The 11,719-nt window shown below is 69.0% G+C and carries 12 protein-coding genes; 8 read left to right on the forward strand and 4 right to left on the reverse strand.

Translation table 11 applies throughout. The features are described from left to right. Positions 1-27 precede the first annotated feature (27 nt). Positions 28-810: a phosphodiester glycosidase family protein gene (locus ATO4_RS00370; protein WP_083589421.1), complete on the reverse strand. Its 783-nt coding sequence runs from the start codon at positions 808-810 to the stop codon at positions 28-30. Positions 811-853: 43 nt separating this feature from the next. Beyond that, positions 854-1,708: a 2,3,4,5-tetrahydropyridine-2,6-dicarboxylate N-succinyltransferase gene (dapD, locus tag ATO4_RS00375; RefSeq protein ID WP_083589799.1), complete on the reverse strand. Its 855-nt coding sequence runs from the start codon at positions 1,706-1,708 to the stop codon at positions 854-856. A 117-nt stretch (positions 1,709-1,825) separates the two neighbouring features. Here dapD and ATO4_RS00380 point away from each other — a divergent pair, with 117 nt between their 5' ends. After that, positions 1,826-2,695, forward strand: coding sequence for an LOG family protein (locus tag ATO4_RS00380; RefSeq protein ID WP_083589422.1), 870 nt, complete (start codon positions 1,826-1,828; stop codon positions 2,693-2,695). Positions 2,696-2,767: 72 nt separating this feature from the next. Here ATO4_RS00380 and ATO4_RS00385 read toward each other — a convergent pair whose 3' ends face one another. Then, positions 2,768-3,373, reverse strand: coding sequence for a CDP-alcohol phosphatidyltransferase family protein (locus ATO4_RS00385; RefSeq protein WP_083589423.1), 606 nt, complete (start codon positions 3,371-3,373; stop codon positions 2,768-2,770). Positions 3,374-3,622: 249 nt separating this feature from the next. Here ATO4_RS00385 and apaG point away from each other — a divergent pair, with 249 nt between their 5' ends. The 4 genes from apaG to ATO4_RS00405 all read left to right on the forward strand — a co-directional run bounded on the left by apaG (position 3,623) and on the right by ATO4_RS00405 (position 7,002). Then, positions 3,623-4,015: a Co2+/Mg2+ efflux protein ApaG gene (gene apaG, locus ATO4_RS00390; protein ID WP_083589800.1), complete on the forward strand. Its 393-nt coding sequence runs from the start codon at positions 3,623-3,625 to the stop codon at positions 4,013-4,015. Between the two features lie 111 nt (positions 4,016-4,126). Next, positions 4,127-4,933: a chorismate mutase gene (gene pheA, locus ATO4_RS00395; RefSeq protein ID WP_083589424.1), complete on the forward strand. Its 807-nt coding sequence runs from the start codon at positions 4,127-4,129 to the stop codon at positions 4,931-4,933. Between the two features lie 36 nt (positions 4,934-4,969). After that, complete coding sequence (hisC, locus tag ATO4_RS00400) at positions 4,970-6,064, forward strand: histidinol-phosphate transaminase (RefSeq protein WP_083589425.1); 1,095 nt, start codon at positions 4,970-4,972, stop codon at positions 6,062-6,064. Beyond that, the gene (locus ATO4_RS00405) at positions 6,061-7,002 is read left to right on the forward strand and encodes a prephenate/arogenate dehydrogenase family protein (protein ID WP_083589426.1); all 942 of its coding nucleotides are present in this window, start codon (positions 6,061-6,063) and stop codon (positions 7,000-7,002) included. Before hisC ends, ATO4_RS00405 begins: the two co-directional genes overlap by 4 nt. A gap of 84 nt (positions 7,003-7,086) precedes the next feature. Here ATO4_RS00405 and ATO4_RS00410 read toward each other — a convergent pair whose 3' ends face one another. Next, the gene (locus ATO4_RS00410) at positions 7,087-7,593 is read right to left on the reverse strand and encodes a TetR/AcrR family transcriptional regulator (RefSeq protein ID WP_245308491.1); all 507 of its coding nucleotides are present in this window, start codon (positions 7,591-7,593) and stop codon (positions 7,087-7,089) included. 286 nt (positions 7,594-7,879) lie between these two features. Here ATO4_RS00410 and ATO4_RS00415 point away from each other — a divergent pair, with 286 nt between their 5' ends. The 3 genes from ATO4_RS00415 to ATO4_RS00425 are packed head-to-tail and all read left to right on the forward strand — an operon-like array spanning position 7,880 to position 11,707. After that, a complete protein-coding gene (locus ATO4_RS00415; RefSeq protein WP_083589428.1) occupies positions 7,880-8,377 on the forward strand; it encodes a (2Fe-2S)-binding protein in 498 nt (165 codons plus the stop codon). Next, complete coding sequence (locus tag ATO4_RS00420; protein ID WP_083589429.1) at positions 8,374-9,432, forward strand: xanthine dehydrogenase family protein subunit M; 1,059 nt, start codon at positions 8,374-8,376, stop codon at positions 9,430-9,432. Before ATO4_RS00415 ends, ATO4_RS00420 begins: the two co-directional genes overlap by 4 nt. After that, complete coding sequence (locus tag ATO4_RS00425) at positions 9,425-11,707, forward strand: xanthine dehydrogenase family protein molybdopterin-binding subunit (RefSeq protein ID WP_083589430.1); 2,283 nt, start codon at positions 9,425-9,427, stop codon at positions 11,705-11,707. Before ATO4_RS00420 ends, ATO4_RS00425 begins: the two co-directional genes overlap by 8 nt. The last annotated feature ends 12 nt before the right edge of the window (positions 11,708-11,719 follow it).

The following is an 11,719-nucleotide window of genomic DNA, read 5'->3' on the forward strand; positions in this document are numbered from 1 at the left end:
CGACCAGCCCCGGACGAGGCCCGCGCCTCAGCGGTCGGTCACCACCAGCATCGGGCCGAGCCGGTCGCGGCGGTAGTCGATGCCGCCGGCGGGATACCGCAAGCTCGACACCGTGCCGTCGAAGAACAGCGCATCGCGGCAGCCGAGCCTGTCCTTGAAGAAGCTGCCGAAATCCCAGAAATTGACCGGCGCGCGGGAGAGGACGTGGGTCACCACCCTGCCGTCCTCGCTCGCACAGATGCCGTTGCGCACGTGCCGGCTGTCGGAATTCTCGATGAAGCGCGGGTGCAGCTTGCCGTCTACCACGAGCATCGGCCCGGACTGGGTGGCGAGTTCGGGACGGTGCTGGCCGGCGAGATAGCGGGTGGATTCCATCACATGCGCCCGGCCGTCCTCGACGAAGAACACCCCGTTCGGCCGCAGCGAATAGTTGCCCGAGCCGGTGCCGAGCACCGCGCCGTGGACCTCGCGCCCGTCCTGTACGGTGAGGCCGACCGGCCGGCGATCCTCGTGATACATGCCGGCATTCATGATCAGTTCGGCCCTGCGGCCGGCAAGCGACGCCTCGACGGCCTCGAAGGTCTCGTAGGGCTTTCCCGCCGCATCAACCGCCCGGAGCGACAGGCGATGGCGATCCAGCGGGATCTCGCAGACGATGTAGCCGACCCCCGCCGCCGTCTCGGTGCGGCAGAGGCCGTTGTGGTCGGTCGGCAGAGCCGGCACGCCCGAGAGCCAGGAGAAGAGGCCGCCCGCCGCCAATACCGTCGCTGGCCAGCCGCTGAAGAGCCTCGCAAGTCGCCTGCCCGCCATCAGGAAGAGCCGATCGTCCTGCAGCGATCGAAAGCCAAGCCCCTCAGCTCCGCAGCAGTTCGTTGATCGAGGTCTTCGAGCGCGTGCGCTCGTCGACGCGCTTGACGATGACGGCGCAATAGAGGCTCGGGCCGGGCTCGCCATTGCCCATCTCTCGGCCGGGCATGGCGCCGGCGACGACCACGGAATAGGGCGGCACCTCGCCATAGGTGACCGCGCCGGTGGCGCGATCGACGATCTTGGTGGACTGGCCGATATAGACGCCCATGCCGAGGACCGAGCCCTCGCGCACGATGCAGCCTTCGACGACTTCCGAGCGCGCGCCGATGAAGCAGTTGTCCTCGATGATCGTCGGGCCGGCCTGCAGCGGCTCGAGCACACCGCCGATGCCAACGCCGCCGGACAGGTGGACGTTCTTGCCGATCTGGGCGCAGGAGCCGACCGTCGCCCAGCCGTCGACCATCGAGCCGGCGTCGACATAGGCGCCGAGATTGACGAAGGACGGCATCAGGACGACGTCCCGGCCGATGAATGAGCCCTTGCGCACGATCGACCCCGGCACGGCCCGGAAGCCTGCCTCACGGAAGCGATTCTCGCCCCAGCCGGCGAATTTGGAGGGCACCTTGTCCCACCAGGTGGCGCCGCCGGAACCGCCCTCGATCACCTGCATGTCGTTCAGGCGGAAGGACAGGAGAACCGCTTTCTTCAGCCACTGGTGCACCGTCCAGGCGCCGTCCTCGCCCCGCGTCGCGACCCGCGCCTCGCCGCTGTCCAGCATCTCCAGCGCCGCATCGACGGCGTCGCGCACCTCGCCCGTCGTCGCCGGCGAGATGCCGGCGCGCTCCTCGAAGGCGCGCTCGATGGTGACTTCCAGGGCGGCGCGGTCGGGCGCGGACATCGGCATGGCTCCGTTCTAAAGAGAAGAAAGGCCAGGAGCGAGCCCTGACCAAATCGCCGCGGACCCTAGTTGCCAGCCTTCACGAGGTCAATCGAAGCAGTGGGGCCCACCTCTCGCATGTCCGACGCCACACCCCCGGATCGCACGCCGCGCAATCACGACGGCTGGGACCCGTTTCCGAGTTCCGAACGCGATCGGCAGGACGCCGCCGCCCTGTCCGGCGGCACGGCGCAGACCCGCTCGCCGACCTACCGGCTGGCCTTCGACGATCCGGATTTCCTGACCCGCGAGGAGACCCGCAGCGTCCGGCTGCAGCTCGAGCTGATGAAGCCGGAGCTGGCCTTTCTCGATGCCGGCATCCTCTCGACCGTGGTGCTGTTCGGCGGCGCGCGCATTCCGGCGCCCGGCCAGGCGGCCTGGGCGGCGCGCAACGAGACGCAGAAGAAAAACCTCGAGGCCAATGCGAAGTTCTACGAGGAAGCCCGGCGCTTCGCCCAGATCGCCTCGCGCCATTCGGCCACCTCGTCGGGGGGCAAGGAGTTCGTCATCGTCACCGGCGGCGGGCCGGGCGTCATGGAGGCCGGCAATCGCGGCGCGGCCGATGTCGGGGCGCCGTCGATCTCCCTCAACATCACCCTGCCCCACGAGCAGGAGCCGAACCATTTCGCGACGCCGGAGCTGTGCTTCAACTTCCACTATTTCGCCATCCGCAAGATGCATTTCCTCCTGCGGGCCAAAGCGATGGCGATCTTCCCCGGCGGCTTCGGCACCATGGACGAACTGTTCGAGGCGCTGACGCTGATCCAGACGCGGCGCATGCAGAAGATCCCGGTCGTCCTGTTCGGCGAGGCGTTCTGGAAGCGCGTCATCGACTTCGACGCGCTGGCCGAGGAAGGCACGATCTCGCCGGACGACCTGAACCTCTTGACCTTCGCCGAGACCGCCGAGGACGGATGGCAGGCGATCCGCACGTTCTACGGCTTCTGACGCCTCCCGCATCCAGCGGCGTAGCGCCGGCAACCTGGTGCCGTCTCCGAATACCGCCACCTCGATCTGTGCTCACCGGAAGGTCCGCACCGCCAGCCAGATCCGGGCGCAGCAGGTCCAGCCGGTCATGGCCGCAAAGCCATAGGCGATCACCGGGAACCACGCCGGAAACAGGCAGAAGAGGCAGAAGGCGATGATCGTCTCGCTGGCTTCCGCGAGGCCGACCGAGAAGAAGAACGATTTTCTACCTCGCGCCTCGGTGCTGATGCGGCGCTTTTCGGCAAGGATCGCGAAGGCGAGGAAGCTCGCGCCATTGGCGTAGAACGTCAGCAGCAGGACGGCGGCCGGCAGGGCATTGGTCGCCGGATCGAGCACGGCGAAGGCGAGCGGGATGGCGCCGTAGAAGACGAAGTCGAAGACGATGTCGAGATAGCCGCCGAGATCGGTCGGCGCCGTCTGCTTGGCGACCGCGCCGTCGAGACCGTCGCAGAGCCGCGAGAGAAGGATGAGGACGAGACCGGCCAGCGGGCTGCCCGCCGCGATGGCCGCCGCCGCGCCGAGACCGATCACCAGCCCGGCGACGGTCACGGCATTGGCGCCGACGCCCCTGGCCGCAAGCCACCTCGCAAGGCGCTCGACCGGCGGATCGATCCGCTGCCTCAGGATTGCGTCGAGCACCGGTTCTCCTCACTCCGCCCGAATCGTGTCGCGCGACACGGCGCCGGAAGCGAGCGCCCTCCGGACGGTTCGCCGCCGGGGCCCCATCCGCAACGCCGACCCGGCATTTTCGATCGACGCGCCGGCCTTTTGTCCGTCAGGACGGAAACCAAGTTTCGCACAATCCGTTTCGCAACGGTGAATTCAGCCCGAAATCGCGCTATGACCTCCAGCGTCGATGCCCTGTTTTTCGAAAAGGTTGCGAGTGCGATGTATCAGGCGACCACACGGCAGATCGTCGTGACGGTGAAGCCGGCCTATCTGGAAGAGCAGTCCGACCCGGCCGAAGGCCGCTGGGTCTTCGCCTATCAGGTCGAGATCGAGAATGCCGGCGAAGAGGCCGTGCAGCTCGAATCCCGCTACTGGCAGATCACCGATGCGAGCGGTCACATCGAGGAAGTGCGCGGCCCCGGCGTCGTCGGCGAACAGCCGGTGATCCTGCCGGGCGACAGCTTCACCTATACGTCGGGCTGCCCGCTGCCGACGCCCTCCGGAATCATGCGCGGCAGCTACTGGATGCGCACCGATGCCGGCGAGGCGTTCGAGGTCGAGATCCCGGCGTTTTCCCTCGATCTGCCGAGCGAGAGGCGGACCCTCAACTGACCGGTGGCCGCCGGATGGCGGCCTCAACGGCGATTTTCGGCAGTCCGCCACTGCCTTTGCCAAGCGCGATGCGAGGGTCTAGAAGACCCGCGCAACGACAAGGAGGGGGCGATGGACGAGCCGCAAAAGGCCGATCCCTCGAGGCTGGTGGAACTCAGGGCGAAGATCGACGCCATCGACGAGTCGGTGCATCGCCTGCTGATGCAGCGCGCCGTGGTGATCGACGAGCTGATCGCGGTGAAGGGCACCGCCAGGAACGGCGCCGCCTTCCGGCCGGGCCGCGAGGCCGACATGATGCGCCGCCTCGCCGCCCGCCATTCCGGCCATCTGCCGCTGACCGCCATCGAACATCTGTGGCGCGAGATCATCTCGACCTTCACGGCCCTGCAGGCGCCCTTCGAAGTATTCGCCTGCGGCGAGGCCACCTCGGCCATGGACACCGCCCGGTTCTATTTCGGCTTCACCGTGCCGGTGACGCTGCTGGCTTCCCCTGCAGCAGTGGTCGAAACCATCCAGAGCGGCGGCGACGACCGATTGGGCATCGTTGCCCTCGGTGACGGCGACGCTGTCTGGTGGGACGATCTTGCCAGCGCCCAGATCGTCGCGCGGCTGCCCTTCTTCGCCATGGAGGGCCGGCCGGCGGCGACGCCGAGCCTCGTCATCGCCCCGCCCCTCGCCGATCCCGTGCCGCCGGAGATCGGCTGCTATGCCCTCGCCGGATCCGCAGCGATGCCGGACCTGGAGCGTACCCTCGGCGAAGCAGGAGATGTCCTCGCCGCGGCGACCACCGCCCGCGGCTTCGGCGCCCTCGTCGCGACGCGCCTTGCGCCGGACGAACTCGCCGCCCGGCTCGGCGGACACCTCGACATCCGGCCGATTGGCGGCTATGCGGCTCCTCTGGCGGTCCCGGCCGGCTGAGGCCGGATACGAAGCTCCTTTTCAGGGTTTGCGACGATGAAACCTGTTCCCAAGACCGGTGTGCTGGACATCGAGATCTACGTTCCCGGCAAGAGCCGGGCGCCGGAAGGGATCAAGCTTCACAAGCTGTCCTCCAACGAGACGCCGCTCGGCCCGCCGCCCGCCGCCCTCGCGGCAGCCACCGCGGCAATGCAGGATCTGGCGCACTATCCCGACGGCCAGGCGAGCGAGCTGAAGGCGGCGATCGCCGAGACGCACGGCCTCAACACGGCCAACATCCTCTGCGGCAACGGCTCGGACGAGCTGCTCGGCCTTCTCTGCCAGTGCTATCTCGCCCCCGGCGACGAGGCGATCCACACCGAGCACGGCTTCCTCGTCTACGCGATCCAGATCCGCGCCGCCGGCGCGACGCCGGTCGTCGCCCCGGAAAAGGACCGGACGGCCGACGTCGACGCGATCCTCGAGCGGGTGACGGACAGGACGAAGCTGGTCTTCCTCGCCAATCCGAACAATCCGACCGGCACGTACCTGCCCTTCGACGAGGTGCGGCGACTGCAGGCCGGGCTGCCCGGCCACGTCATCCTCGTCCTCGACGCGGCCTATGCCGAATATGTCCGGCGCAACGACTACGGCGCCGGCATCGAGCTCGTCTCGGCGTCGGAGAACGTCGTGATGACCCGCACCTTCTCGAAGATCTACGGCCTTGCGGGCCTTCGCATCGGCTGGCTCTACGGGCCGGAGGCGATCGTCTCGACCCTCGACCGGGTGCGCGGGCCGTTCAATCTCAACGCCGCCGCCATCGCCGCCGGGGCTGCGGCCATCCGCGACCGTGCCTTCATCGAGGAAGCGGCGAGCTTCAATGCCCACTGGCTGGAGTGGACGACGCGTGAAATCGAGGCGCTGGGCCTTTCGGTGACGCCGAGCGTCGGCAACTTCGTCCTGATCCATTTTCCCGAGGAGGCCGGCAAAAGCGCGGCCGAGGCCGATGCGTTCCTGACCGCGCGCGGCTTCATCCTGCGCCGGGTCGCCGGCTATGGCTTCCCCAACGCGCTGCGCATGTCGATCGGCACCGAGGAGGCCAATCGCGGCGTCGTCGATGCGCTGACGCTGTTCCTGAAGAGCCCGTCGTGACCACAGATCCCCTGTTCGAGCGCGTCGCGCTGATCGGCATCGGACTGATCGGCTCGTCGCTCGCCCTCAACATTCGGGCGAACGGCCTCGCACGCCACATCTCGATCGCCACGCGGCGCAAGGAGACCCTCGACAAGGCCGAGGAACTCGGTCTCGGCGATGCCTATCACCTCGAAGCCGCCGACGCCGTGAAGGACGCCGACATCGTCATCCTGTGCGTGCCCGTCGGCATCTGCGGGGCGATCACCCGCGAGATCGCGCCGCATCTGAAGGACGGCGCGATCGTCTCCGACGTCGGCTCGGTCAAGGGCGCGGTGATCGAGCAGATGCGTCCGCATCTGCCCGCGGGCGTCCACTTCGTGCCGGCCCATCCGCTCGCCGGCACCGAACAGTCCGGTCCCGAATCCGGTTTCCTGGAGCTGTTTCGCGATCGCTGGTCCATCCTGACGCCGCCGGAGGGAACCGATCCCGCAGCGATCGACAAGGTCGAGGCGTTCTGGCGGGGCTGCGGCTCCAATGTCGAGACGATGACCGCCGAGCATCACGACCTGGTGCTCGCCATCGTCTCCCACGTGCCGCATCTCATCGCCTACAACATCGTCGGTACCGCGGCCGACCTCGAGGAAGTGACCCAGTCGGAAGTGGTGAAGTTCTCGGCCTCGGGCTTTCGCGACTTCACCCGCATCGCCGCGTCCGATCCGACCATGTGGCGGGACGTCTTCCTCACCAACCGGGAGGCGGTGCTGGAAATGCTCGCCCGCTTCTCGGAGGATCTGGCGACGCTGCAGCGGGCGATCCGCTGGGGCGACGGCCAGACGCTGTTCGACCTCTTCACCCGCACGAGGGCGATCCGGCGCAACGTCATCGAGGCCGGCCAGGACACGGCCAAGCCGAATTTCGGCCGCGAGCCGGCGGGCGGGCCGAAGGCCGGCGGCTGATCCGGCGCCCCGGCTGAATCATCCGGTGCGGGCTTTGCCGGCCGCAGAATAGCCAGCCGGTGGGCCTTGCCGCCCGCCGCCCATTCAATCGGTCTTCAGGCCGTCGACGAAGACGTCGATCAGCCGGGTCACGGCTGCTTCCCACTGTTCCTCGCGGCGCGCGAGGCACATTCCGACCACCGTCTGGAGAATGTCGTCGGCGGACACGTCGGCGCGCATCCGGCCGCTCGCGACGGCCGGTGCATGCAGCCGCTCCATCGCCGCGGACAGCGTCGCGAAGGAGAAGCAGGCGATCTCCGAGGTGCCGTCGATGGCGATCGCCAGCGCGGCGACCATCCCCTTCTTCGTCGCCACCATCCCGACCATGCCATGCAGGAACCGACGCAGCGCCGCGACGGGATCCGCGGTATCCGCGAGTTCGCGCGACAGCTCGGCCAGCTGCTCGATCTCGCGGCGATAGACCGCCTCGAACAGCGCCTCGCGCGTCGGAAAGTGCCGGTAAAGCGTGCCGATGCCGACGCCGGCCTGGCGCGCCACGGCCTCCAGCGTCCCGGCCCCGCCGGTTTCGCGGAACACCGCCGCAGCCGCCATCAGCAGCTTCTCACGGTTTCGTAAGGAGTCGGCGCGCGGGCGGCGCATTGCCGGGGTCGATCCTCTCTCCATCTCGGAATTTATAACCCTTCCACACTTGAAAACGGAGGGGGCCTCCGTATAATTACGGACGGCAGCAGTTTCCGTCCCTCGCACAGCGTCTCTCCGAAACCGGCCCGAACCGCAAGGCGATGGTCCTGCCCGTCCGAGGAGCGCGCTCTCAAAGCTTTCGCCATGCCGGCGCGACTGCCTGTCCCGACGATCCCATTCCTCGAAAGGTAATTCGATGAACCTTTCCATGACACTCACCATCAACGGCGAGCGACGCGAAATCGTTCTCGACGATCCGCGCGTCACGCTGCTCGACCTGTTGCGCGAGCGGCTGCATCTCACCGGCGCCAAGAAGGGCTGCGACCGCGGCCAGTGCGGCGCCTGCACCATTCTCGTCGACGGGCACAGGATCAATTCCTGCCTGGCGCTGGCGATCAGCCACGATGGCGCGGCCATCACCACGATCGAGGGTCTCGCCGAAAACGGCGTGCTGCATCCGGTGCAGCAGGCCTTCATCGACCACGACGGCTTCCAGTGCGGCTTCTGCACGCCGGGCCAGATCATGAGCGCCGTCGGCCTCATCGCCGAGGCCCAGGCGATGGGCGATCCCGAGCGGATCCGCGAGGCGATGAGCGGCAACCTCTGCCGCTGCGGCGCCTATCAGGGCATCACCGAGGCGGTGCTCGACGCACAGGGCCGGCTGGCCGGCAGCAAGGCGGAGACAGCGGCATGAACCTCTTCGAATATATCCGCCCCGCTTCGCTCGCCGAAGCCGTCGCTGCCGGCGGCGAGCCCGGCTCGGCCTATCTCGGCGCCGGGACCAATCTCCTCGATCTGATGAAGGGCGGCGTCGTGGCTCCCGGCCGCCTCGTCGATCTCACCCATCTGCCGGATCTCAACCGGATCGATCAGCTGCCGGACGGCTCCATGCGGATCGGCGCGCTGGTGAAGAACGCCGCCCTCGCCCATGATCCGGCCTTTGCCAAGACCTACCCGGCCGTCGCCGAGGCGCTGCTTTCGGGCGCTTCGGCGCAGTTGCGCAACGCCGCGACCGTCGGCGGCAACCTGATGCAGCGCACCCGCTGCGCCTACTTCACTGACCCGGCCAGCGCCTGCAACAAGCGTCAGCCGGGTTCGGGCTGCGACGCGATCGGAGGCGAGAACCGCGCCCATGCCGTGCTCGGCTGGAGCGACCGCTGCATCGCCGTTCACCCGTCGGACTTCTGCGTCGCCCTGACCGCGCTCGGCGCCATCGTCGAGATCGAGGGCCCCGCCGGCCGCCGCGAGGTGGCGATGACCGACTTCTACCTCCTGCCCGGCGACGCGCCCGAGAAGGAGACCGCCCTCGAAGCCGGCGAGATGATCGTCGCCGTCCGGCTGCCGGCCGAGGCCGCGGCCTTTGCCGGCAACCAGCGCTATCTCAAGGTCCGCGAGCGCACCTCCTACGCCTTCGCCCTCGCCTCGGCGGCGGCCGCCCTGAAGATCGAGAACGGGACGATCGTCGAGGCGCGGCTGGCGCTCGGCGGAGTCGCGACCAGGCCGTGGCGCACGCAAGCGGCGGAAGCCGCACTCGTCGGCGCTGCGCCTGGAAGGGAAGTCTTCCAGCGGGCCGCCGAGGCCGCCTTTACCGAGGCAAAACCCTCCGGCGAGAACGCCTACAAGATCGAACTCGGCCGGCGGGTCGTCGCCCGCGCGCTGATGATGGCGGCAGCCGGCACGCCGGAGCGCATGCCGGCCCTGCCCGCCTCGCCCTTTGCCTCCGAAACGGGAGCCAACGCCCATGTCTGACACGATCCCGATCCCGACCGGGGCGACGCCTTCCGGCCGCACCCGCTTCGGCTCGAACAGCGGCCAGCCGATGACCCGCCGCGACGGCGTCCTGAAGGTCACCGGCACCGCCACCTTCGCTGCCGACAACCATCCCGAGGGACTGCTCCATGCCGTCTATGCGGCGGCGACGATCTCCCGCGGCCGCGTCACGTCCCTGAACGTCGAGGCCGCCCGGGCGCATCCGGGCGTCGTCGAGGTGCTGACGCCCGCGAACCGGCCGCCGCTCGCCCTCGATCCCGAGACCAAGCCCTATCCCTTCGCCTTCCGCACCGAGGTGCTGCAGGACGACACGGTGCGCTATGCCGGCCAGCCGATCGCGCTGGTCGTCGCCGAGACGCTCGAGGCTGCGACCGAAGCCGCCCGGCTCTTGTCCCCGACCTACGACGCCGCGCCGGCGCGCGTCGGCCTCGACGCCGCCCGGCCGTTCGATCCGGAGGCCGTCGGTGTCGGCTCGCCTCCGACCACCGAGAAAGGCGACATCGAGGCGGGGCTGGCGAAGGCATCGCACCGCGTCGACGCGCGCTACGAGACGCCGGGGCAGTATCACAATGCCATGGAGCCCCATGCGATCGTCGCCAGCTGGGATGGCGACAGGCTGACGCTCGACACGCCGAACCAGGCGATCGTGATGTCGACCGGGTCGTTCGGCGCGTGGTTCGGCATCCCGGCGGAGAACGTCACGATCCGCAGCCCGTTTCTCGGCGGCGGCTTCGGCTCCAAGGCCATCATCGTCGGCCCGCAGATCCTGGCGATCCTCGCGGCGAAGATGCTCGGCAGGCCTGTGAAGCTGGCGCTCCGGCGCGAGCAGATGTACGGGCCGGTCGGCCACCGCGGCGCAACGCGGCAGGACTTCCGGCTCGGCGTCGACGCCGATGGCCGGCTGACCGCGCTCGACCACCTGACCACCGCGGCGACCTCGACCTTCGAGGATTTCATCGAGCCGGCATCCAACGCCTCGCACGATCTCTATGCCACGCCGGCGCTGTCGTCCCGCCACAAGGCGGTGCGGCTCGACATCGGCACACCCGGGCCGATGCGCGCGCCGGGCGAGGCCTCGGGTTCGGCGGCGCTGGAATCGGCGATCGACGAGGCGGCGCTCGCCGCCGGCCTCGACCCGCTCGAGTTCCGCCTGCGAAACTACGCCGAGACCGATCCGGCCTCCGGCAAGCCCTTCTCGGCCAAGGCGCTGCGCGAGTGCTACGCCGAGGGCGCGGAACGCTTCGGCTGGTCTGAGCGGCCGCTCGAGCCGCGGCAGATGCGCGACGAGGCGGGCCGCCTGGTCGGCTGGGGGATGGGCACGGCGCTGTTTCCCGCCCCGATGTTCCAGGCCAAGGCGACGGCGACGCTGCGCGCCGACGGCACGGCGCTGGTCGAGACGGCCGGCGCCGACATGGGCCAGGGTGCATGGACGGTGCTGCACCAGATCGCGGCGGACGGGCTCGGGCTCGACATCGACAGGGTCGAGTTCCACTCCGGCCATTCCGGGCTGCCGGACGGTGGCATCGCCGGCGGCTCCGGCCACACCGCGACGGCCGGCAGCGCGCTGCACGCCGCGGGAACCGACGTGATCGCCAAGCTCGCCGATCTCGCGACCAATGACGAGACCTCGCCGCTCTTCGGCGCCGGCAATGTCGGCGTCGAGGCGCGCGATGGCCGGCTCTACCGCGCCGACGATCCCGAGCGTTCGGAAAGCTATGGCGACATCCTCGCCCGGGCGGGCCTTTCGGAGATCGCGGGGGCCGGCCAGGGCGGCCGGGATCCGGCCAGTGCGCAGGAGCGGGCGATGTTCTCCCACGGCGCGGTGTTCGCCGAGGTGAAGGTCGATCCGGATCTCGGCCAGATCCGGGTCAGCCGGCTCGTCGGCGCCTTCGCCGCCGGGCGCATCATCAATCCGCGCCTCGCCACCAGCCAGCTCTATGGCGGGATGATCTGGGGCATCGGCTTCGCCCTGCACGAAGAGGCGGTGCATGACCGGCGCTCCGGCCGGATCATGAACGCCAATCTCGCCGAGTACCACGTGCCGGTGAATGCGGACGTGCCGACGATGGACGTCATCCTGGTCGACGAGCATGACCCCTACGTCAACGCCCTCGGCATCAAGGGCGTCGGCGAGATCGGCATCACCGGCACGGTCGGCGCGATCGCCAACGCCATCTGGCACGCGACCGGCGTCAGGGTCCGCCGCTTCCCGATCGGTCTCGCCGATCTCATCGCCGGCGGGTCCGCGCACTGAGGAACCTGCAGG

This window comes from Aurantimonas sp. 22II-16-19i (assembly GCF_002088275.1).
In the GTDB taxonomy this organism is placed as follows: Bacteria; Pseudomonadota; Alphaproteobacteria; order Rhizobiales; family Rhizobiaceae; genus Jiella.